Raw genomic sequence first — 20,744 nt, forward strand, 5'->3', positions numbered from 1 at the left:
CAGGTATCCTTGCGCGCAGTCAGCCACGTCTTCATGCGACCGCTGCGGTGCAGCATCGACGTTGCCGACGAACACACGATTCACCATGGATGTTTCAACGTAGTCACAGGGGAAAATGGATGAAGAAGTTCCTGTTCGCGGCGATCATCGCCGTGTCGCTGGCGGGTTGTACCACCAATCCGCCGCTCAATTTCTCGGTCCCGAACGTCGGGGTCAGCAGCAAGAAGATTGATGGCGAACTGAAGTCGCTGACGGTCACGCTGGCACGTCCGGATGAAGCCAAGGGCAAGATTCCCGCGCAGGCCCAGCACGAAGTGCCGCAGATGTGGCAGAACGCGCTGACCGAAGCGCTCAATAAGATGGCGGTGTTCCGCGACGATGCACCGGTGAAGTTGAGCCTGTCGGTGAAGATTCTGGCGATCGACATTCCCAGCTTCGGTGCATCGATGACCACCAAGACGATCGCCCGCTACGAGCTGATCGATCGTGCAACCGGCAGCATCGTCTACACCCAGGATGTCAGCGCATCCGGCGAAGTTCCGTTCAACTATGCCTTCGCAGGGGTAATCCGTGCCCGCGAGTCGATCAGCCGCTCAGCACAGAACAACATCGCCCAGTTCCTGCAGGCGCTGGAAACCGTGGACATTACCAAGCCGATGTTCCCGAACAAGCAGGAAGCGCCATGAAGCGCCTGCTGGTGGCTGCATCCGTTGCTGCGATGCTGACGGCCTGCGCGCCAAATGTGCGTACGGACAGTTATTCCATCGGTTCAGTGGGACAGGTCAATCGAACTGTCGGCGGTACGGTCATCAGCGTCCGCGCGGTCAGTATTGACGGTTCACAGGGCGGCGGTGCCGTTGCCGGCGCTGCGGCTGGCGGTGTGGCCGGCTCCACCATCGGCGGCAGCGACCAGGGGGCGGCCATCGGTGCCATTGGCGGCCTCGTGGTCGGAGCTATTGCCGGTGCAGCCTCCGAACGCGCACTCTCGCAGGCCAAGGGCCTGGAATATGTTGTGCAGACGGAGAACGGCAACCTGATGACGGTTGTGCAGGGCCCCGATCCGGTGTTCACCACCGGCATGCGGGTCCTGGTGCTGTATGGATCGCCCTCGCGCATCATTGCCGATCCGCGACAAGCGAAGACAGCGCCGTAACCCCCAACAATGCCCCTTTCGAGGGGCATCGTTGTATTGGATATCGAGGGGGAGGTGGCAACCCACCTCCCCTGCCCAGGTCAGTGCGAGCAGGACACCAGCATCGAGCGGGTGGCCATCTGGGTAGAGGTGAAGCCGTTCCTGTTGCCCACCGCGATGGCATTTCCTTCATCGCCATCCTTGCTGAAGACCACATAGCCGCCTGGGCACATCTGCCCGGCCTTTTCGTAGCAGCCACTCCAGGAACTGGAACCGCTGCAGTCGATGGAAACACCACGGCGGCCATCGGGGGTGACGGTCATTCTGGCAGTGGTGCAGCCACTCAAGGCGGCAACCAGCAACAGCGGGACGAACAACTTCATGGGCACTCCAGGGGTTGGGGATCAGCGAACGGGCGCCAAGGCTGGAGTGCGCGGATTGCGCGAACCTTGCGCCGGGCGGCCCGCGCCGCAGCGGGTGTTGCGGCGTCACCGGCAGGCCCCGAAGGAACGCCATGTTCACGCAATGTTCCTGTAATACGGTGCCGGCGCTTGCCGCCCGCCTTATGCCTCCTTCCCGCCTGACGCCTGCCGATGCACATCCTGCTGATCGAAGACGAAGCCGAACTGGCTGCCACCCTGAAGTCTGCCCTGCAGCGGGAGCGCTACGTCGTGGACCTGGCCAGCACCCTGGCACTGGCCCGCCAAGCAGCACTTTCCGGATCACACGACCTGGTGCTGCTGGACCGCACCCTGCCCGATGGTGACGGGCTGGGGCTCATTCCCGTGCTGCGCGGGCGCAATCCGGGGGTGCCGATCATCGTGCTCAGCGCACTGGGACAGTTGCCGGACCGCATCGCCGGCCTGGATGAGGGCGCCGACGACTACCTGGCCAAGCCCTTCGCGCTGGAAGAACTGTTCGCGCGGATCCGCGCGGCCGGGCGCCGGCCGAGCGGCATGCAGGTGGAGCCGGTGAGCATCGGCCGGCTGCTGTTCGACCCCACCTCGGGCGAAGCCAGCGTGGGCGGACAGCGACTGGAGCTTCCGCGCCGCGAGATCCGCGTGCTGGCGGCCCTCGCCCGCCGGCTGGGCCGCACCGTGCTTCGCGAATCCATCGAGATGGCGGTGTACGGCTTCGACGACGGCATCCATTCCAACACGCTGGACTCGCATGTCTCACGCCTGCGGCGCAAGCTGGCCGACGCGGATGCGGGGGTGGAAATCCATGCCATCCGCGGTGTCGGCTATCTGATGCGGGAAACGAAGTAATGGCGCTTCGTCCCTCACTGAAGCGCCCGCTGATCGTCAAAACCCTGATCTACCAGCTGCTCGCACTGCTGGTGGCCTTCTTCGCATTGCTGATGGTGCTGGTGCGTGTCGACAGCGGCGGCTACTACACCATCCAGACCTTCGCCCCGGTGGCGGCAGAGGCCGTTCGTCGGGACAGCAAGGGCGAGCTGTATGTGCAACGCACGCCGGCGCTGGACGAGCTGCTGAAGATCGTCCCCGGCGCGTGGTTCATCGCCGAGGATGAGCAGGGCCAACATGTGACATTCGGCCACGTTCCGCCCGCCTACGCCTCGCTGGTCGGCGCCCTCGACGGCATTCCCTATGGCGACCTGCGCGGACGCGGCCGCAACGACGGCCTGGCCGTGGTGATACGCCAGCACAGCGGTCCGGCCGGCAAGCTGACCATCATGGCCCATGGCGAAACCGATTCGCTGACCTGGCAGATGGCGCTGGCCGCACACATCATCACCCTGCCGATCTTCCTGCTGCTGGGCCTGGCCACCATCATCCTGACCCCGATCATCGTGCGCCGCGCCCTGGCTGGCGTGGAGCGCATCGCGCAGGAAGCCCGCAACATCTCTGCCAGCCGTCGCGGCATCCGTCTGACAGAAACCGCCGTACCGGTGGAGATCGCACCGCTGGTGACCGCGGTGAACGAAGCGCTGGACCGACTGGACGAAGGGCACGAACGGCAGCGCCGCTTCATCGCCGCCGCCGCCCATGAGCTGCGTACACCGATCGCCATCCTGCGGGTGAAGATCGACGCCACCGACGATTCCACCTCACGCAGCCTGGCGGTGGAAGTCGCTCGGCTGGCAACGCTTGCCGAGCAGCTCCTGGACCTGCACCGCATGGAAGCCGATGGACCGAAGGACTCCCTCAACCTGGCCCGCGTGGCCAAGCGGGTCGTCGCCGATCTGGCCCCCCTGCTGATCCAGTCCGACAAGACGGTCGCCGTGGCAGTGGAACCGAACTTCCCGGTGCTGGGCGAGTCCGGTGCCATCGAACGGGTGCTCTCCAACCTGGTACTGAATGCCGCCGAGCACGGTGGACGCCATATCATCGTGCGCGTGCAGGGCAGCTGCCTTGAGGTGGAAGACGATGGACCCGGCATTCCAGTCGACCAGCGCGAACGCGTGTTCGAGCCCTTCCAACGCCTGCGGCCCCGGCAGACAGGCGCCGGATTGGGATTGAACCTGGTGCGGCAGGTGATCGACCGCCACGGCGGCCACGTCACGATTCTGGATGCGCCCGGTGGTGGCGCCCTGATCCGCATCGAGTTCCCCGTGCATCCAGGCGTCACCAGCGCATTGGCGCCGGAGTACTGAGCGCATCGCTTCCACGTGGATGACTATGCGCGGATGACTACTGGCTGTCCGCGCGCCAGGACTGCGGTTGATGCGCAAGGTTGCGGCAATGTTCGCTGCCCAGCATCCAGGTGAGCAGCACAGCAGGTGCTGCGTCCGGAACTGACAGGAAGCCTGCATGTGACACAGGGAGCTCTTCCACCGCCCTCTTCCACCCCTGCCCCGCCGCCTCGGAATACGCCCAGCCTGACCGCCGCAGCATGGAACTGCCGCGCGCATGCAGGCCGCGCGCGTGGGTTGGAACACTGGCCGCACTGGCTGCGGATGATTCCCGAACGCGAGCGGGCCGGCGTGCTGATCCGCCTGTTCGCCGCGCTGTTCCTGCTGCTCCCCGGCCTTGCGCTGGTGGCTTCCGCGTATCGGCACGCGCATGCAACGGCCACTGCCGTGCTGGTGTTCGTCGCCGTGCATGCCGCACTGCACATGCTGGCCGTGTGGCGAGGGGCTGCACTACGCCCAGCTCCCCCGCTGCTGCGGACCCTGGATACGCGCGCAGCCGCCGTGATGCTTGCTGCCACGTTGATGATCATCGCGATCGTCGCCGCCACCGCAACCCTGCCGGTTGCGGTCTGCACCGTGCTGCTGGTCGGCGCGTTGTGCCAGCTTTCGACCCTGCCCACGCCGGCGCAACGCCTCCGCCACGTGCTGTTGGCGCTCGGTAGCATGATCCAGTTCATCGCGATGGCACTGCTCACGCAGGGCATTGCCCACTGACACGCCTGCACCATCGCAAGGTTCGCGCAATCCAGCGCATCGAGACTCGACCACCATCCACACCTGTCACCCCAGGCGTGCATTCCAGCAGTCTCGAGGATCCACGATGCCCTGTCTCTTCCGGATGCCGCGCCGATGAGCGCCACACCGCGCAGCCGCCGCCGTGTGCTGATCATTGCTGCCGCACTCCTCTGCACAACGTTGGCACTCTTCGCCTGGCTCCGGCCCGTACCACCACCGAAGCTGCAGGTGGCACCGGTAACCCGGGGCAACATTGAACAGGTCGTTGAAGCCACTGGAACACTGAAGCCCTCGCGGCTGGTGAGCGTGGGCGCGCAGGTCTCCGGCCGCATCGAGGCCCTGCATGTGAAGCTGGGCGACAAGGTGAAGGCCGGCGATCCGATTGCCGATATCGATTCGCGCACCCAGCGCAACGCATTGCTGAGTGCGCAGGCAGCACAGCGCACCGCGCGCGCCAACCGCGATGCGCTGGCCACCGACCTGCGCCAGTTCGAGCTGACATTGCATCGACAGCAGCAGCTGGTGACCTCGCAGTTGGTGGCACGCGCCGACGTCGATGCGGCCAAGGCCAAGGTCGATGCCACCCGGGAACAGATCGCCGCGCTGGAAGGTGAGATCGTGCAGCGGCAGACCGACGTGGATATCGCACAGACCAACCTCGAGTACACCCGTATCACCGCCCCCACCGACGGCACCGTGCTGGCCGTGGTGGCGCGCCAGGGGCAGACCGTGAACGCGGTACAGAGCGCACCGACCATCGTGATGCTGGGCAACCAGGACGTGATGACGGTCTACGCGGAAATCTCCGAGGCGGATGTTGTGCACACGTCCGTTGGTCAGGAAGCGTACTTCACCATTCTTGGCGACGCGGGACGTCGCTACAGGAGCACGCTGCGCGACATCGCCCCGGCTCCGGAATCGATCACCCAGGAAGACGCCTCCGCCCTTGCTTCACCCGCGACCGGCGGTGGCAGCCGCACCGCCATGTACTACAACGGGCAGTTCGACGTCGCCAACGCCGATGGCCGCCTGCGCAGCTACATGACCGCGCAGGTGCGCATCGTGCTGGGTCGCGCCGACAACGTACTGACGCTGCCCTCCGCTGCGCTCGGTGCACGCGCGGCCGATGGCAGCTACAGCGTACAGGTGCGTGGCGCGGACGGGCACGCCCATGCGCGCCGCATCACCATCGGGCTGGACGACCAGATCCAGGTGGAGGTACGCAGCGGCCTGAAAGAGGGCGAACAGGTGGTGCTGGCGCAGGCCCGGGACGAAGCCGCTACCGCACACGCGCCGTCGAAATGAGCACATCCGCCACCGCCCCCTTGCTGCGCGTACGCGGCATCCGCCGCGAATTCGCGGCCGGCGAACAGACGCTGGTCGTGCTCGATGGCGTGGACCTGGACATCCACGCAGGCGAACTGGTGGCCATCGTGGGCCAGTCCGGCTCGGGCAAGTCCACGTTGATGAACATCCTCGGCTGCCTCGATCGCCCTTCCGCCGGTGCATACCAGATCGCCGGACGCGAAACCGCTCAGATGTCGCCCGATGAACTGGCCGAACTACGCCGCGAGCACTTCGGCTTCATCTTCCAGCGCTATCACCTGCTGACCGACCTGACCGCATTGGGCAATGTAGAAGTGCCAGCGATCTATGCCGGCATGGCGGCGGCCACCCGCCGCGCCCGCGCGGCCGAGCTGTTGGCGCGGCTGGGCCTGAGCGAACGTATGCAGCATCTGCCTGGCGAGCTGTCAGGTGGCCAGCAGCAGCGTGTTTCGATTGCGCGCGCACTGATGAACGGCGGCGCGGTGATCTTCGCCGATGAGCCGACGGGTGCACTGGACACCCACTCCGGCAGGGAGGTGATGAAGATCCTGGGCGAGCTGCATGCCGAGGGCCACACCGTGGTGCTGGTGACGCACGACATGGCCATGGCCGAACATGCTCATCGCATCATCGAGATCCGCGATGGCCGGGTTGTCGATGATCGCGCCACGGGCAGGGTCTCTGCCGTGGATGGGTCAGCGGCGGCCCCGCCGCAGCGCGGCGGTGGCAGCGGCTGGCAGGCGGTGCGTGACCGCTTTACAGAGGCGTTCCGCATGGCCCTGCGCGCAATGAACGCGCACCGCATGCGCACCTTCCTGACCATGCTCGGCATCATCATCGGCATTGCGTCGGTCGTCTCCGTGGTCGCGCTGGGTACCGGCGCGCGCCAGGCCATCCTGTCCAACATTTCCTCGCTGGGCACCAACACCATCGAGATCTATCCCGGGTCCGGCTTCGGCGACCTGCACTCGGCGCGGGTGGAAACGCTCACCCCCGGCGACAGCGTGGCCCTGGCCGGGCAGCCGTTCGTGGACAGCGCTACACCCGGCGTGGCCACCACCGGCACCGCGCTGCGCGGCAACCGCTCGGCCAGCGTGCAGGTGCATGGCGTCAGCGAGCAGTACTTCCGCGTGCATGGCCTGAAGCTGGGCGAAGGTGCCTTCTTCGGCCCGGCCGCCGTGGCCGGCTACCAGCAGGTAGTGGTGATCGATGCCAATACCCGCGCCCGCTTCTTCGCTGCGGTGGACAATCCCATCGGCCAGACCCTGCTGCTGGGCAACGTGCCGGTGCGCGTGGTGGGCGTGGTGAAGAAGGACGCCGGCGCGGTCGGCGATGCCTCGCTGCTGCGGGTGTGGCTGCCCTACACCACCACCATGGCGCGCATGCTCGGGCAGAGCCACGTTTCCAGCATCACCGTGCGTGTCTCCGATGCCATCAGCATGGAGGCGGCCGAGCGCGCCATCGGACGATTGCTGGCACGCCGCCATGGCAGCACCGATTTCTACATGAGCAACAACGCGCAGATCCGCCAGTCCATCGAACAGACCACCGGCATCCTGACCATGATGATCAGCTCCATCGCCGCCATCGCGCTGGTAGTGGGCGGAATCGGAGTGATGAACATCATGCTGGTGTCGGTGACCGAGCGAACACGCGAGATCGGCGTGCGCATGGCGGTGGGCGCGCGGCGCAGCGACATCCTGCAACAGTTCCTGATCGAATCGGTCCTGGTCTGCCTGCTCGGTGGCGTGCTCGGCATCGGCGTGGCCCTGGCATTGGGGGCAGGGTTGGCGCTGGCCAACGTGGGTTTCAGCCTTGTGTTCTCCGCCAATTCGATCCTGGCCGCCTTCGCCTGTTCCAGCCTGATCGGTATTGGCTTCGGCTTCCTGCCAGCACGCCGCGCCGCGCAGCTGGACCCGGTCGAAGCACTCGTTCGATAGCCAGTGACGTTACCTGCAGTGACGGCAGGTTCGCGCAATGTCTGCGGGCTCTACTGGAGCTACCAACAATGTCCGCACAGGAGCTGGACGATGTCTCTGAAACCACGAAGAACCGCACTTCTGCTGGCAGCGGCTGCACAACTGATGCTGCTGTTGCCCTACTCCGGCGACGCCCATGCGCAACGCGGTAACCGCTACAACCCGCAGTGGGACCAGGACTACCGTGACCGCGATCGTGATGCATGGGAGCGTCGTGAACGCGAGCGTGAGCGTGACCGGGAACGTGAGCGCCGCCACGATGCCAAGACCACCGGTGTGGTGGTGGGCGTGGTGGGCGCAGCCGTCGTGGCCGGTGTGATTGCCGCAGCCGCCAAGCGCGAACGCGAGACCCGCGAACGCGCCGACTACTGCATTCGCCGCTACGGCAATTATGACCGCCGCAACGATACCTATCGCGGCGCCGACGGCTACACCTATCCCTGCCGCTGACCTGCACATCTCAAGGACATACGACCCATGAAGAAGACCGCTCTGTTGATCGCATTGTGCGCCGCTCCGCTGGCCTCCCAGGCCGCGCCGGCTGACCCGAAGCAGGCCTACATCGATTCCACGTTCACAGCGATGGACACCAACAAGGATGGGCGCGTCGACAAGGCCGAATACACCAGATTCCAGCAGGGGCGCTTCAGCAAGCAGGCCGATTCGATCGACGCCGCGTTCAGTGCCATGGACACGAACAAGGATGGCAGGATCAGCAAGGATGAAGCCACGTTGGTGCCGGAGATTGCGAAGTACTTTGCGGGCCTGGACACCGATGGTGATGGCTATCTGTCGCTGAAGGAGATGCAGCAGGCCATGGTGGCCGCGCAGACGGCAGACGCCCCGGCGAGGTAGCGCCCCGGTACTGGATGCCAATCCACATCGCCTTGGTGGGTGCCCACCCTGGTGGGCACGGCTGCGTCACCGCGCGCCAGGGCCAGAATGCCCACCAAAGTGGGCGGCTACCGCAGCGGTGAAATGGCATCCACCCAGGCGGACATCTACCCAGCTGGTACGCGTCGGTCGCCGAGCGAACTCAGCAATGCCCGCGCACCGAGTTGCAAAGACCGCGTGAGGCGAGGCTGCGACAGGCCGGGACCCTAGCCCATCCGTATCGCCGGGATGTCGCGCGCCTGCGCATCGACCTCCTGCTGGCGCTGCGCGTGTGCCTGTTCACGATCCGCACCGACTGCCTGCAGGGCCTGCAGTGACTGCTCGACCGGCGTCTGCACCGCCCGGTCCGTGGGCATGGAGGCCCGCAGATGCGCCGGATCATTCAACTCGCCCTGCACCACGAACACGTTGCGGCCGGCCGGGTGATCGGCAGTCCGCGCGCTCAGCAGCACATGGTCGGCGCGTTCGAGCTGGTTGTGGCGCGCCAAGGCCATCACGCTCGCCACCAGGCGCTCGCTGTTCTCGTCGTGGGTACGCCCGGCGCCGGCATCGATCGCGGCCACGCCTTCGCGCACCTGCTGCATCAATGCGTACTCACGGTGGCCGGGTCCAATGTCGGCCAGACGGGTCGCTACCTGCGCGGGATCCGGCACGTCGTCCACGGCTGCGGTCAGCGGGCTGCGGGTGATGGTCCGGTACGGGTCGTCCGGGTGGAACTGGGTACGTTTTTCCTGCCGTTCCAGACGAACCTCGCGCGCGTCGTTGAGTTCAGCGATGCGGGCCGGATCGGTGATCTCACGCATCGACATGTGGCCACCACCCGCGCTGACACTGGCCCATTTCCTGTCCGCTTCGAAGTACATCGCGTAGTAGCTGTTGCCACCGATGACGTTCGGATCGACCGCCGAGCGCCCTTCCAGTGCCTGGGTGGCTTCCAGCACGCTCAACCGGGTCAGGTATTGCCCACCCTTCGTCCATCCCATCTGGCTGATGGCATCGATGCTGGTGTTGCCTACGCGCGGGCCTCCGGCGTAGTCATTGTTGAGCATGTTGGTCCAGATCTGTTCCAGCTTCTCGGGGCCGCTCTTCTGCTCAGCCGCCTGCAGCAACACGCGCGGCGTCCAGCAGTTGGGATCGAGTTCATGCCGTTCGAATGCCCGGTCGTGTGCCAGCATCACGTCCTTGCCGGGGAGATTCAGTGCAAATTCGGGACGCCCCTGCTCCATCCAGAACAGGCGTCGCTCCAGGTCCTGGCGCAGAAGCGTCTGCCCAAACATCTCCCATTGCCGCTCGCTCAGCTGCGCGTCGGGAAAGCTGGAGCCCTTGCCTTCCTGATCTCGGGCGTAATCCTGTGCGTAGCTGTTTGCAACGCGGCCTGGCAGGCTGTCGTTGCGAACAACACCCAGCGCAAGCGTGCCATAGCCATCCGCATCTGGCAGCTGCGACAGATAGTTCCAGTACAACTCACGGTTTCCGGCCTTGGCATAGCTGGCCAGAATCCTGAGATTTTCTTGCGTCAATCCGCCCATCGCCTGCTCCTGAATGCACTCACTGCCGGACGCGGGAGCGCGCGAGAAGATCCCGCACCGCATCTTCCATCCGCTTCCAGTCCGCCAGGAAGGCCCGCTTGTAGTTCAGCGAGATGGAAAGCTTGTTCTCCACATCCGAGAAATAGTGGAAGCACCCCGCAGCGGCTTGCCCTTGCTCACTGATGACCTGATCGCCCTGCAGGCGAACGCCATCCCCCCGAAACGCCGTGCTTTCGCATTTGATGAATGTGGTCAGACTGCCGTTTGGAGCGCGCGCGATGTACCAATCATCTTCATAGGCAGGATTACGCGTGGGCGGTTTTCCATAGCGTGCCTCGTATTCCTTCGAGAAAATCCCCATCCTCGTTTCATCGATGGCGTAAGGCGTCAGTCCCATGACGTCGGGCCGCGCAATACGCAGATCGAGTCGATCCCGAGGATCCCCTCGCTCCACCGATCCTTCCTCGGTGGATGCCTGGTTGGAGGACAATCGCTCCAATGATGTTTCGATTGGCGCACGATCGATGTAGTCGATCGCCACAGCAATTTCCTTCCGGAAATCATTCGTACGCGGATTGGCCCGGGCGCCCGGCGCCGTCGGCTTCATGTCCGGCCACTCGATGACCAGCGTCACGCCCTCGCCGGGCCACGGTGCGATCTGGCTGTCCAGGTAGTTGGCCGGAATGCGGAAAGTGTTCGGCCCGAGCTTCACGTCCACGGGCGCATCGGTATAGGTGTGGCCGTTGATCGTGCGGCCGGTCTGCGTCGCGCCGGACATGGCGGGATTCCTTTCGTGTTCGGTGGACGGCGGCCGCGCACACGCGCCGGCACTCACCGCGACGGCAAGTGCAAGCGTCAGGCAACGGCCGGGGGACATCACGTGCATGGGCATTCCATTGCAGAGTTCCCAATCGATTATAGGTAAAACTGCGGAGGCGAACGAAGGGTCCGCGCCCCAAGGCTCGAAGGCCTAGGCGAAAGCCACTTAGGCCCGAGCACATGCCCGGCTCACCCATGGTGCCGGTCGGGCCATCCGCATGGCTGGGGTATTTGAAAACCGGGATCCCTCTTCCTGCTGGGTCTTCGCGTAGTCCTGTGCATAGGAGTTCGCCACGCGTCCCGGCAGGCTGTCATTGCGTACAACACCCAGTGCCAGTGTCCCGTACCCATCGGCTCCCGGCAGTTGCGACAGGTAGTTCCAGTAAAGCTCGCGGTTGCCGTCTCTGGCATAGCTGCCAAGGACGCTCAGATCGCGTTCGGTCAATCCACTCATACCCTTCCCATCCTCTTCCTTGAATCACCGATCACTTGGACCGGGTGCGCGCAATGACGTCCCTGACGGCCTCTTCCATGCGCTTCCAGTCCTTCAGAAACGCTCTCTTGTAGTCCAGGCTGACGGACAGCTTGTTGTCGATGTCCACGAAGTAATGAACGCAGCCAGCTGCTACTTCCCCAGGCTCACTGATCACCTCGCGCCCCTCCAGCCGCACGCCGTCGCGTCGGAATTTCTCGCCGTCACATTTGATGAACGAGCTGATCCGGCCGTCGCCCTGCCGTGCGATGTACCAGTCTCTTTCGTAAGCGGGATTGCGCACAGGCGGCTTTCCGTACCGCGCCTCATACTGCTTCGCGTACACCACCATCTTCGCTTCATCGATTGCATAGGGCGTCAGGCCCAACGTTTCCGGCTGTGCAACGCGTTGATCGAGACGGTCCCTGGGATCCTCCCTTTCCACAGAACCCTCCTCCGTGATGGCTTCATTTGACGACAGCCTTGAGAGCAGTGTTTCGACGGGAACGCGATCAACGTAGTTGATCCGAATGGGAATCTCCTTCCGGAAATCATTCGTACGCGGATTCGCCCGGGCACCCGGCGCCGTCGGCTTCATGTCCGGCCACTCGATGACCAGCGTCACGCCCTCGCCGGGCCACGGTGCGATCTGGCTGTCCAGGTAGTTGGCCGGAATGCGGAAGGTGTTCGGCCCGAGCTTCACGTCCACGGGGGCATCGGTATAGGTGTGGCCGTTGATCGTGCGGCCGGTCTGCGTTGCGCCGGACATGGCGGGATTCCTTTCGTGTTCGGTGGACGGCGGCCGCGCACACGCGCCGGCACTCACCGCGACGGCAAGTGCAAGCGTCAGGCAACGGCTCGGGGACATCACGTGCATGGGCATTCCATTGCAGGGTTCCAGCGCCACTATAGGGAACCGGGCGTCAACGGAACCGCGTCGCAGCCCTTCACGGCACCAGGCAGCGTTCCACCTGCAGCGACAACGCCTGGCAGGCGTTGAACAGGCCTTCGACCACGGCGGCGGAGGGACAGCAGGCAGGATCGTCGCTCTCCCGCGCCACATGCGCAGCGTGCAGCACCGCAGTCAACGCCGTGATGCCCGAAACGCTGCGGGTCGCCAGGGCCATGTCGAAGGCGCGGCCAGGGCTCAGGTGCATTTCAACCCAGGCCTCGCCATCGGCGCGCAGGTTCCTGCCGTGGCCTTTCAGGTGTGCAAAGAATGCCGATGGGGTGACGAACTCGGCGGATTCGCGGAGCGCGTCCTCCAGCGTTTCGGCCAAGGCAGCGGGAAGATCAAGTACAGCGGCACCCAGCAGCGCGTGCAGGCGGGGATGGTCGGGAAGACGTTCGGGCATGACGGCAACCTCACGATGTGGCCACCTGCAGATGCAAGGTGGCGGACGGTGCGGGTTGGCGTGCCGGATACGTAGTACGAAAGCCGACGGGCCCTAAGACCCCCACGCACCATCCGCCATGAACTGACAGAAGGTGCATTGTCGTGATCGCAACATACGTTGCAACTACGACGCCTTGTACTACGTAAGTTCGGGACGCCAATCCCGGCCACGGCGAATGCTTTGGCGCGGCCATGGTTACCGCCCTGAACCGGCGGTGGAAAGCAGGGAAATCCTGATCGATCACGTCGCTACGTTGGTTGCGTCAGTGGATGTCGAGTTGTCCATTGACTGGCGTTCTTCGCCAGCAGGCGACTCCTATCGACGCGTACTTTCCGGACGCCCTGTCCAGCCGTATACGACATGCGCGCTGCCGGTGCCAAAGACCCGCCGCTGGCTGTGGGCGTTCGCGAAACCCGCATGCGGCAAGCGCAAGGCCGCTCAGCCTTCAGCTATCGCCTTGGGTGCTCTGATAGCCACGATAGGTTTCACCCCACTCGCGCATGGCCAGCAGCACCGGTACCAGCGTGCGCCCGAACTCGGACAGCTCGTATTCCACTTTCGGCGGCACTTCCGGGTACACGTGGCGGATCACCACGCCATCGGCTTCCAGTTCACGCAGCTGGCTGGTGAGCATGGACTGGGTGGCATTGGGCACCCGTCGCGTCAATTCCATGAAACGCCGCTTGCCGGTCATCAGGTGAAACAAAATGATCGGCTTCCACACGCCGCCGATCACCGACAGCGTGACTTCCACCGCGCAACCGCTCTTGCCGTCCCACCGTTTGCTACGCATGCATACTCCGGAAAACCATAGTACCTACGGAAAATCGTCGTTCTTGTTGCGATAACGGTGCGAGCCTAGCATGGGGCCATCCACTGAACGTGAGCCCCCAACCATGAGTTTCAAGGCGCTGCTGACCCGCAAGACGAACGACGGCGTATCCACGGAACTGGTCGATTTCAATGAAGCCGACCTGGTGGACGGCGACGTCCTGGTACAGGTCGAGTACTCCACGCTCAACTACAAGGATGCGCTTGCCCTCACCGGCAAGAGTCCGGTCATCCGGACGTTCCCGCTCATTCCCGGCATCGATCTGGCAGGCGTGGTGCTGGAATCCAGCACGCCCGACTTCAAGCCAGGCGACCGCGTTGTGCTCAATGGCTGGGACTTGAGCATGGGCCACCACGGCGGCCTGGCACAGCGCGCCCGCGTACGCGGCGAATGGCTCAACCGGATTCCCGGCAACCTGAGCACCCGCGACGCCATGGCCATCGGCACCGCTGGCTATACCGCGATGCTGTGCGTGCTGGCCCTGGAGCATGCAGGGGTGACGCCTGCACAGGGCGATGTGCTGGTTACCGGTGCCAACGGCGGCGTCGGCTCGATTGCGGTGGCGATCCTTTCAAAGCTGGGTTATCGCGTGGTGGCCGCCACCGGGCGGCCGGAGCACGCCGAGTATCTGCACAACCTGGGTGCGGCCGAGATCATCGATCGTGCGCAGCTTTCGGAGCCGCGCGAGCGGCCGGTGAGTGCCGAGCGATGGGCCGGCGTGGTGGATGTGGCCGGCGGCCCAACGCTGGTCAATGCCATCGCCGAAACGAAGTACCGCGGTGCCGTGGCCGCCTGTGGCCTGGCCCAGAGCGATGCACTGCACGGCTCGGTGCTGCCCTTCATCCTGCGCAATGTGACCCTTGCGGGCGTGGATTCGGTGAATGCCCCACAAGAGGTTCGCCAGCGCGCCTGGGATCGGCTCGCGACCGACCTGGACCCGCAGAAGCTGGAAAGCACCGTGCAGCAGATCGGCCTCGCCGAGGTGCTGGATGTCTATGAGCAGATCATCCCCGGCAAGGTGCGTGGCCGCATTGTCGTGGATGTGAACGCCTGACGCCTGCCGCGCCGGCGAGGGTGCAATGCCATCGCTGGCGCGCGTGCGCGAGTGACCGGAATCCCAGCGCGCCATGCCAAGCCGCCTTATCATGGGGCGGCAAGGGCACTTTACGCCCGGTGACGTACGCAAGGCAGTATCTGGATGTCTATGGAATGGCGCCCCTCGGGCTGGGGCCAGCGTGTGACCCGCTCGCCGGACTGGCAGTTGCAGCTGGATGGCGAACAGCTCGCGCTTTTGATCGACGGCAGGCAGTACCGCCAGCAGGTGGCGAACGAACACAGCGTGCGGGTCGTTCGCGGCGTGCTCTGGTCCCGGGTCGAACTGACGACCGAGCACGGTGAAGCACTGTCCGTGGATGGGCTGCCCAACAGCCAGGGCTCCCGGCTTGCGGCGGCGCTGCAGCAGGTGCGCTTTGCGCGCACCACACGGGGACGCAAGGCCCTGTTTGACACGATCCTGGAGCAGATCCAGGCGTGGTTGCGCGCTGCCGATGCGCTCATCGACCGCGGCAGTGCCGGACGCCGCTGGATCACCCACGAACAGCAGCAGGCGTTGCTGGCCGACCGCCCCGCCCTGCCCCTGCCGCCCGCCGAGCTGGAGCAGCTGTTCCTCGACGAGGAGGTGCACGACGACCTGCACGCGCCCGGCCACCGCATGGCGCTGGACGCCCTGCACGACTGGCAGCTGGATTGGCCCACCGTCTGGGCCGAGGCCAACGCGACCATGGCAGAGCGCGAGCGGGTGCTGGCCAAGGACTTCCTGGACCGGGTCGAGAGCAAGCCTCTGACCGAGGAACAAGCCCACGCCGTCATCTGCTTCGACAACCGGGTACAGGTCGTGGCCGCGGCCGGCTCTGGGAAAACCTCCACAATGGTCGCCAAGGCCGCTTATGCCATCGACCGCGGCTTTGTCGAACCCGAACGGATCGTGATGCTCGCCTTCAACAAGGACGCCGCCCAGGAGCTGGAGGAGCGCGCGCAGCGATGCTTCGACCGGCTCGGCATGGGCGACACCGTGGTGGAAGCCCGGACTTTCCACGCCCTGGGCCTGTCCATCATCGCCAAAGCCACAGGGCGCAAGCCGGATATCCCGGAATGGGCGGTCGACGCGACGCTGGGCTTCAACAAGCTGGCCGAACTGGTGGACGACCTGAAGGACCGCTCGACCCATTTCCGCACCCAGTGGGACATGTTCCGCCTGGTGTTCGGGCGCGACCTGCCGCCGTTCGGTGCCGACATGATGGCCGATGGTTACGACCGCGATGGCACGCCCTACATCCGCACCCTGAAGGGTGAGCGGGTGAAGAGCCTGGAGGAGTGCGTCATCGCCGATTGGCTGTTCTACAACGGCGTGGCGTACGACTACGAGCGGCGCTACGAATTCGATACCGCGACAGACACCCATCGCCAGTATCGCCCGGACTTCTACTATCCGGACGCCCAGCTGTATCACGAGCACTTTGCGCTGGATGCCGATGGCCAGCCGCCGAAGCACTTTGCCAATTACAGCGAAGGGATGCACTGGAAGCGCCAGCAGCATGTGGCGCGCGGCACCGCTCTGGTCGAGACGACGTCGTTTGGCCTGCGCAGTGGACAGGCCCTGCAGCATCTTGCCGAGCGGCTTGGCGCGTCTGATGTCGAGCTCGACCCGAACCCGGACCGCGAGCTGCCTGATCAAGGCGCCAAGCCGATGCCGGACGCAGACCTGATTGGCCTGATGCGCACCTTCATTGCCCATGCCAAGAGCAACTGCCTGACACTGGACGATATGGCGGCGCGCCTGCGGCAGATGCCCGAGGATCAGTTCAAGGAACGCTACCGGCGCTTCCTGGAGATCGCCGGGCCGGTTTTCCAGGCCTGGGACAACGCACTGGCTGACGAGCGCAGCATCGATTTCGAGGACATGCTCAACATGGCGGCCGGGCTGCTGGAACAGGGCCACTATGAGTCGCCCTACGACCTGGTGATGGCCGATGAGTTCCAGGACGCATCGCGCGCCCGCGCGCGCCTCTGCCGTGCGCTGGTCAGCCAACCGGGCCGCTATCTGTTTGCAGTGGGCGATGACTGGCAATCGATCAATCGCTTCGCTGGCGCCGACGTTGCGGTGATGACTGGATTCCGCGAATGGATGGGCCATGGCCAGGTGCTGAAACTGGAGCAGACGTTCCGCTGCCCACAGGCACTGTGTGATGTGTCCAGCCGCTTCATCAGCCGCAACCCCGCGCAGATTGCCAAGGAAGTTCGCTCTGCTGCGCCGGCAATGGGCCCGGTGCTGCAGGCGTTCCAGGTGAACCGGCGCGAGGAGGTGCAGGATGGCGTTCGCCAGTACCTTGCGAAGCTGCACCAGCAACTGTTGTCAGGTGCAGTGCCGCAGGGCCGCACCGGGCGCGTGACGGTCTTTGTTCTGGGGCGGTATCGCGCGGATCGCGGTGCGATGCCTTCGGATTGGAAGACGGCCTTCGGCAGCACGATGGACGTCGAGTTCCTTACCGCACATCGATCGAAGGGGCGCGAGGCGGACTACGTGATCCTGCCGGGCATGATCAACCGCAGCTTCCCGAGCCTGCGCGCGGATGACCCGGTGCTTTCGCTGGCAATGCCGGACGGCGATACCTATCCGCTGAGCGAAGAACGGCGCCTGTTCTATGTCGCGCTGACGCGTGCGCGACGGTCGGTCGCGATGTTCACCCTGCAGGGCAAGCACTCGCCATTCCTGGATGAGCTGGTGAAGGACGGGGCAGTGGAAGTAACCGCGATTTCAGGCGCGGCCATCCACGATGAGCGCTGCCCGGTGTGCAGGGTGGGCGTATTCGTGGACCGGAATGGGCCACATGGGGCTTTCCGGTCGTGCTCGAGTTACCCGTTGTGCCACAACAAGCCAACAGGTGGGCGTCGGGGCTGAATGCCGCTCCCTCCACATATGCCTGCCTGCATCAGGGCACATAGGCACCGTCTCGGTTTCGCCCCCGGCACGATGCGCGCCATGGCGTTTCCGGAAGCGAAAAAGCCCCGGCAGGACCGAGGCTTTTGTCTGGAGGGTGGCAAGGTTGCAGGGTATCGCAAGGTCCCCACACGTCCCCGCCGCGCCCTGCTACGGGATAATGCAGCCGTTCAGACGCAGGCATTGCATATAGTTGCGGGTACAGATACTCAAGTTTGTACCTGACGCCTCGCACGCAATGTATTGGACCTCGCAGACGGAACATGGGCCAGGGGCTTTCGCCGTGGCGCTGCTGATTCCAAAGGTCAACGCACAGGCCGCAACAGCAACAGAAAGCTTGAATCCAATCTTCATGCCATGACTCCGTTGGTCGCCCTCCTTGGGCATCCGAAGCCTAGCGCGGGTGTCTGGCACATTCAAATTGCCCGGCGCCAACGTCAGCGCTTGTGCACCTGCAACGATTACGTCCTTGAATGAAGCAATTCCCTGTTGGGTCAGAGGAATGCACCGGTTCATTCGTTCACCTGACCTTGGTTGCCGGATGGCTGGCCAGCAAGGGCCGTAGCAACAAAAAAGCCCCTGTTCCCAGGGGCTCTTTGAAACAACTGGCGGAGAGAGTGGGATTCGAACCCACGGAAGGTTTAACCCTTCGCCGGTTTTCAAGACCGGTGCCTTAAACCGCTCGGCCATCTCTCCAATCGGGTCCCGGTCGCCCGGGCAGCGCCGTATTCTCGCACGTGAAGGGCATTTGCCCAAGACCACCTTGCCCCTGCCCTCCGCATCCGGCACGGTGGGGGCCTTCACCGCACTCGGAGCCGCCATGGCCCATCTCGATCTGGCCAACCTGCGCACCTGCCTGCTGGACGACACCCAGCTGGCCGCTGTGGCCCTGCACCGCACCTTCGCCGGGCACCTGCCGGTCAGCAGCGGGCACGTGGTGGTCTGCGATCCGCTGGTGCAGGCCGAGGCGCCTGCGCTGGCCGACTACACCGCCCCGCTGGGCCGGCATCCGGTCGAGATCATCGTGCACAGCGGCCGCCCGGCGTTGGCCGTGGTCTGGTTCAAGCCACGCGAAGCTCTCACCGCGACCGCCCTGCACTGGCAGATGGCGCGCTGGACCACGCAGGACCTGACCGGACTGGATGAGGACAGCTTCATCGGCTACCCGGTCGACGCTGGCATCGGTTGCTTCATGGACACCGACACCCAGCAGGCGCTGCTGGCCCTGATCGAACGGGCCGATGGCGACGAAGACGGTGAATGGTCGGATGCACTGATCGACCACGATGGCCTGGATGAAGGCGCCGAATATCGCCCCTGGGGCGAGGACTCGCCGCACGGCCTGGTGGTGTTCACCAGCGGCTGGGGCGACGGTGTCTATCCCAGCTACTGGGCGCTGGATACGTCCGGCATTCCGGTCGCCCTGGTCACCGATTTCCTGTGCATCCAGGGCGGCGACGGGCGCGACGAGCGCGAGATTGCCGACCAGGCCTATCGCGACAACCTGCCAGCTGCGGAAGCCGAGGCGCTGGCGCGGCTGGTGGCTGCAGTAGAACGAGACGACGCGGAGGCATTGCAAACCCTGTTGGAGGATGCGCCGCAGCGCGCCAACCTGATCGAACCGGGCTGTGGCGGCACCGCCCTGTACGAGGCGATCCGCCTGGATCGTCCGCAGGCATTGCGGGTGCTGTTGCAGGGCGGCGCATTGCCGGCAATGCCCGAACGCCTGCACATGAGCAAGGTGACCAGCTATCTGGACTATGCGCGATTCCTGAAGAAGCCACGCAGCGCGGAGCTGATGGCGGTGCTGGAAGCGCCCGTCGTTGCAGCCGGACCGCCACCGGCCGCACCGCGACGCCGTAGTTTCTGGGACCGGCTGTTCGGCCGGAACTGATCGGCGCCGGAATACAGCAACGCCGGGCATGGCCCGGCGCTACCTTCGCGCCTTCTCAGCCGGCATCCACCGCCAGCGCACCCAGTGCACTGGCCTTGATCCGCTCCTTGGCCTTTTCACAGGCGCCACCGCAATCCAGGCGCGAGGCCTCCAGCTGCGGCGGCAGGTGCTCGGCCAGGAAGTCGATGAACACGCGCACCGCCGGCAGCAGGCCGCGGCGCGAGGCGAACACGGCGTGGCACACGCCCTGCGGCAGCGACCAGTCCGGCAGCACCACTTCCAGCTCGCCATTACGCACGGCGTCGGCGCACACGGTTTCCGGCAGCATGGTGATGCCGAAACCGTCCTTCACCATGCTCTGCAGCAGCGGGAAGTCGAAGCCGGCCACGCGCGGCTGCAGGTCGACCCGGCGCACTTCGCCTTCCGGGCCATGCAGTTCCCAGCGCTGGCGGGCTTCGTCTTCGCTGATGCTGAGGGTCACGTGCTGGGTCAGCTCTTCCGGGTCCTTGGGGCGGCCGGCGCGGTCGAGGTACTTCGGGCTGGCCACCAGCAGTTCCTGCACTTGGCCGAAGCTGCGCATCACCAGGCTGCCGTCGTCGTCCAGGCGCGAGCGCACGCGCAGGGCCACGTCGTAGCCTTCGTTGATGATGTCCACGCGGCGGTTGCTGATGTTCAGCTGCAGCCGCACCTTCGGATACTGCTCAAGGAACTTGGGCAGCAGCTTGGGCAGCTGCATCTGCGCCAGTGACACCGGCACGCTGGCGCGCACCACGCCGCGCGGTTCGGCGCTGAGGCGGTCCACCACTTCGCGGGCGGCCTGGGCCTCGGCCAGCATCGTCTGCGCATGGCGGTGCACGCTGGTGCCGACGTCGGTGACCGCGAAACGGCGCGTGGAACGCTGCAGCAGGCGCACGCCCAGGTCGGTTTCGAGCTGGCTGATGCGGCGGCTCAGTCGCGACTTGGGGATGCCCAAAGCGCGCTCGGCGGCGGCGAATCCGCCGTGGTCGACCACCATCGCGAAGTAGTACAGGTCATTCAGGTCATGCATGCCCGAGTTCCATATCTAGAACAATACGTGGCAT

At 65.0% G+C, this 20,744-nt stretch carries 19 protein-coding genes, 1 tRNA gene and 1 pseudogene; 12 read left to right on the forward strand and 9 right to left on the reverse strand.

The window, feature by feature from the left end:
- The first annotated feature begins 119 nt into the window (after nt 1-119).
- The gene (locus AC5P8R_RS03355; RefSeq protein ID WP_032957416.1) at nt 120-686 is read left to right on the forward strand and encodes a putative periplasmic lipoprotein; all 567 of its coding nucleotides are present in this window, start codon (nt 120-122) and stop codon (nt 684-686) included.
- Nucleotides 683-1,153 (forward strand): outer membrane lipoprotein, encoded by a 471-nt coding sequence (locus AC5P8R_RS03360; RefSeq protein WP_032957414.1) that lies wholly within the window; start codon nt 683-685, stop codon nt 1,151-1,153. The genes AC5P8R_RS03355 and AC5P8R_RS03360 overlap by 4 nt, the downstream gene beginning before the upstream one ends.
- 80 nt (nt 1,154-1,233) lie before the next feature.
- On the opposite strand, the gene AC5P8R_RS03365 is transcribed toward AC5P8R_RS03360, so the two are convergent.
- Complete coding sequence (locus AC5P8R_RS03365; protein ID WP_329890004.1) at nt 1,234-1,515, reverse strand: hypothetical protein; 282 nt, start codon at nt 1,513-1,515, stop codon at nt 1,234-1,236.
- Nucleotides 1,516-1,725: 210 nt separating this feature from the next.
- Between AC5P8R_RS03365 and AC5P8R_RS03370 the strand changes: the two genes are divergently transcribed.
- From AC5P8R_RS03370 to AC5P8R_RS03400, 7 genes are all read left to right on the forward strand, one after another.
- Nucleotides 1,726-2,400 carry a response regulator transcription factor gene (locus AC5P8R_RS03370; RefSeq protein WP_014647595.1) on the forward strand — a complete coding sequence of 225 codons (675 nt, stop codon included), beginning with the start codon at nt 1,726-1,728 and terminating at the stop codon, nt 2,398-2,400.
- The gene (locus tag AC5P8R_RS03375) at nt 2,400-3,749 is read left to right on the forward strand and encodes a sensor histidine kinase (RefSeq protein ID WP_197556815.1); all 1,350 of its coding nucleotides are present in this window, start codon (nt 2,400-2,402) and stop codon (nt 3,747-3,749) included. The genes AC5P8R_RS03370 and AC5P8R_RS03375 overlap by 1 nt, the downstream gene beginning before the upstream one ends.
- Before the next feature lie 303 nt (nt 3,750-4,052).
- Nucleotides 4,053-4,502 carry a hypothetical protein gene (locus tag AC5P8R_RS03380; RefSeq protein ID WP_080053038.1) on the forward strand — a complete coding sequence of 150 codons (450 nt, stop codon included), beginning with the start codon at nt 4,053-4,055 and terminating at the stop codon, nt 4,500-4,502.
- A 135-nt stretch (nt 4,503-4,637) separates the two neighbouring features.
- A complete protein-coding gene (locus tag AC5P8R_RS03385; protein WP_046431376.1) occupies nt 4,638-5,828 on the forward strand; it encodes an efflux RND transporter periplasmic adaptor subunit in 1,191 nt (396 codons plus the stop codon).
- Nucleotides 5,825-7,789 (forward strand): MacB family efflux pump subunit, encoded by a 1,965-nt coding sequence (locus tag AC5P8R_RS03390; protein ID WP_495222991.1) that lies wholly within the window; start codon nt 5,825-5,827, stop codon nt 7,787-7,789. The genes AC5P8R_RS03385 and AC5P8R_RS03390 overlap by 4 nt, the downstream gene beginning before the upstream one ends.
- Nucleotides 7,790-7,879: 90 nt before the next feature.
- Nucleotides 7,880-8,278 carry a hypothetical protein gene (locus AC5P8R_RS03395; RefSeq protein WP_197621176.1) on the forward strand — a complete coding sequence of 133 codons (399 nt, stop codon included), beginning with the start codon at nt 7,880-7,882 and terminating at the stop codon, nt 8,276-8,278.
- 27 nt (nt 8,279-8,305) lie between these two features.
- Nucleotides 8,306-8,683, forward strand: a complete 378-nt coding sequence (locus AC5P8R_RS03400; protein ID WP_014647601.1) for an EF-hand domain-containing protein — start codon at nt 8,306-8,308, stop codon at nt 8,681-8,683.
- A gap of 245 nt (nt 8,684-8,928) precedes the next feature.
- Here AC5P8R_RS03400 and AC5P8R_RS03405 read toward each other — a convergent pair whose 3' ends face one another.
- From AC5P8R_RS03405 to AC5P8R_RS03430, 6 genes and pseudogenes are all read right to left on the reverse strand, one after another.
- Nucleotides 8,929-10,251 (reverse strand): Smlt3024 family type IV secretion system effector, encoded by a 1,323-nt coding sequence (locus AC5P8R_RS03405; RefSeq protein WP_495222992.1) that lies wholly within the window; start codon nt 10,249-10,251, stop codon nt 8,929-8,931.
- Nucleotides 10,252-10,270: 19 nt separating this feature from the next.
- On the reverse strand, nt 10,271-11,137 hold the full coding sequence (locus AC5P8R_RS03410) for a Smlt3025 familytype IV secretion system inhibitor (RefSeq protein ID WP_014647603.1): 867 nt from the start codon (nt 11,135-11,137) through the stop codon (nt 10,271-10,273).
- A 162-nt stretch (nt 11,138-11,299) separates the two neighbouring features.
- Nucleotides 11,300-11,524, reverse strand: a pseudogene (locus tag AC5P8R_RS03415) (Smlt3024 family type IV secretion system effector); the annotation flags it as partial.
- Between the two features lie 31 nt (nt 11,525-11,555).
- Nucleotides 11,556-12,419 (reverse strand): Smlt3025 familytype IV secretion system inhibitor, encoded by an 864-nt coding sequence (locus AC5P8R_RS03420; protein ID WP_495222993.1) that lies wholly within the window; start codon nt 12,417-12,419, stop codon nt 11,556-11,558.
- A gap of 70 nt (nt 12,420-12,489) precedes the next feature.
- Nucleotides 12,490-12,897 carry a hypothetical protein gene (locus tag AC5P8R_RS03425; protein ID WP_134809047.1) on the reverse strand — a complete coding sequence of 136 codons (408 nt, stop codon included), beginning with the start codon at nt 12,895-12,897 and terminating at the stop codon, nt 12,490-12,492.
- Between the two features lie 487 nt (nt 12,898-13,384).
- Nucleotides 13,385-13,732, reverse strand: a complete 348-nt coding sequence (locus AC5P8R_RS03430) for a winged helix-turn-helix transcriptional regulator (protein WP_014037677.1) — start codon at nt 13,730-13,732, stop codon at nt 13,385-13,387.
- 103 nt (nt 13,733-13,835) lie between these two features.
- Between AC5P8R_RS03430 and acuI the strand changes: the two genes are divergently transcribed.
- On the forward strand, nt 13,836-14,825 hold the full coding sequence (gene acuI / locus AC5P8R_RS03435; RefSeq protein ID WP_032957399.1) for an acrylyl-CoA reductase (NADPH): 990 nt from the start codon (nt 13,836-13,838) through the stop codon (nt 14,823-14,825).
- A gap of 150 nt (nt 14,826-14,975) precedes the next feature.
- Entirely contained in the window at nt 14,976-17,729 is a 2,754-nt protein-coding gene (locus AC5P8R_RS03440) for a UvrD-helicase domain-containing protein (RefSeq protein ID WP_495223056.1), read from the forward strand.
- 645 nt (nt 17,730-18,374) lie between these two features.
- Here the strand turns inward: AC5P8R_RS03440 and AC5P8R_RS03445 are convergent.
- Nucleotides 18,375-18,464: transfer RNA gene (locus AC5P8R_RS03445), tRNA-Ser, on the reverse strand.
- 124 nt (nt 18,465-18,588) lie between these two features.
- Between AC5P8R_RS03445 and AC5P8R_RS03450 the strand changes: the two genes are divergently transcribed.
- A complete protein-coding gene (locus AC5P8R_RS03450) occupies nt 18,589-19,662 on the forward strand; it encodes a DUF4241 domain-containing protein (protein WP_032957394.1) in 1,074 nt (357 codons plus the stop codon).
- Between the two features lie 55 nt (nt 19,663-19,717).
- On the opposite strand, the gene AC5P8R_RS03455 is transcribed toward AC5P8R_RS03450, so the two are convergent.
- Nucleotides 19,718-20,710 (reverse strand): LysR family transcriptional regulator, encoded by a 993-nt coding sequence (locus AC5P8R_RS03455; RefSeq protein WP_005410175.1) that lies wholly within the window; start codon nt 20,708-20,710, stop codon nt 19,718-19,720.
- Between the last annotated feature and the right edge of the window lie 34 nt (nt 20,711-20,744).

Source organism: Stenotrophomonas sp. YJH_SMC_73 (genome assembly GCF_059370155.1).

Coding starts and splice junctions, on each gene's coding strand:
- AC5P8R_RS03405 (WP_495222992.1), bottom strand. CDS start 10,251: ATGGGCGGATTGACGCAAGAAAATCTCAGGATTCTGGCCAGCTATGCC.
- AC5P8R_RS03385 (WP_046431376.1), top strand. CDS start 4,638: ATGAGCGCCACACCGCGCAGCCGCCGCCGTGTGCTGATCATTGCTGCC.
- AC5P8R_RS03450 (WP_032957394.1), top strand. CDS start 18,589: ATGGCCCATCTCGATCTGGCCAACCTGCGCACCTGCCTGCTGGACGAC.
- AC5P8R_RS03440 (WP_495223056.1), top strand. CDS start 14,976: ATGGAATGGCGCCCCTCGGGCTGGGGCCAGCGTGTGACCCGCTCGCCG.
- AC5P8R_RS03375 (WP_197556815.1), top strand. CDS start 2,400: ATGGCGCTTCGTCCCTCACTGAAGCGCCCGCTGATCGTCAAAACCCTG.
- AC5P8R_RS03455 (WP_005410175.1), bottom strand. CDS start 20,710: ATGCATGACCTGAATGACCTGTACTACTTCGCGATGGTGGTCGACCAC.
- AC5P8R_RS03360 (WP_032957414.1), top strand. CDS start 683: ATGAAGCGCCTGCTGGTGGCTGCATCCGTTGCTGCGATGCTGACGGCC.
- AC5P8R_RS03420 (WP_495222993.1), bottom strand. CDS start 12,419: ATGCACGTGATGTCCCCGAGCCGTTGCCTGACGCTTGCACTTGCCGTC.
- AC5P8R_RS03410 (WP_014647603.1), bottom strand. CDS start 11,137: ATGCACGTGATGTCCCCCGGCCGTTGCCTGACGCTTGCACTTGCCGTC.
- AC5P8R_RS03400 (WP_014647601.1), top strand. CDS start 8,306: ATGAAGAAGACCGCTCTGTTGATCGCATTGTGCGCCGCTCCGCTGGCC.
- AC5P8R_RS03365 (WP_329890004.1), bottom strand. CDS start 1,515: ATGAAGTTGTTCGTCCCGCTGTTGCTGGTTGCCGCCTTGAGTGGCTGC.
- AC5P8R_RS03390 (WP_495222991.1), top strand. CDS start 5,825: ATGAGCACATCCGCCACCGCCCCCTTGCTGCGCGTACGCGGCATCCGC.
- acuI (WP_032957399.1), top strand. CDS start 13,836: ATGAGTTTCAAGGCGCTGCTGACCCGCAAGACGAACGACGGCGTATCC.
- AC5P8R_RS03395 (WP_197621176.1), top strand. CDS start 7,880: ATGTCTCTGAAACCACGAAGAACCGCACTTCTGCTGGCAGCGGCTGCA.
- AC5P8R_RS03425 (WP_134809047.1), bottom strand. CDS start 12,897: ATGCCCGAACGTCTTCCCGACCATCCCCGCCTGCACGCGCTGCTGGGT.
- AC5P8R_RS03355 (WP_032957416.1), top strand. CDS start 120: ATGAAGAAGTTCCTGTTCGCGGCGATCATCGCCGTGTCGCTGGCGGGT.
- AC5P8R_RS03370 (WP_014647595.1), top strand. CDS start 1,726: ATGCACATCCTGCTGATCGAAGACGAAGCCGAACTGGCTGCCACCCTG.
- AC5P8R_RS03380 (WP_080053038.1), top strand. CDS start 4,053: ATGATTCCCGAACGCGAGCGGGCCGGCGTGCTGATCCGCCTGTTCGCC.
- AC5P8R_RS03430 (WP_014037677.1), bottom strand. CDS start 13,732: ATGCGTAGCAAACGGTGGGACGGCAAGAGCGGTTGCGCGGTGGAAGTC.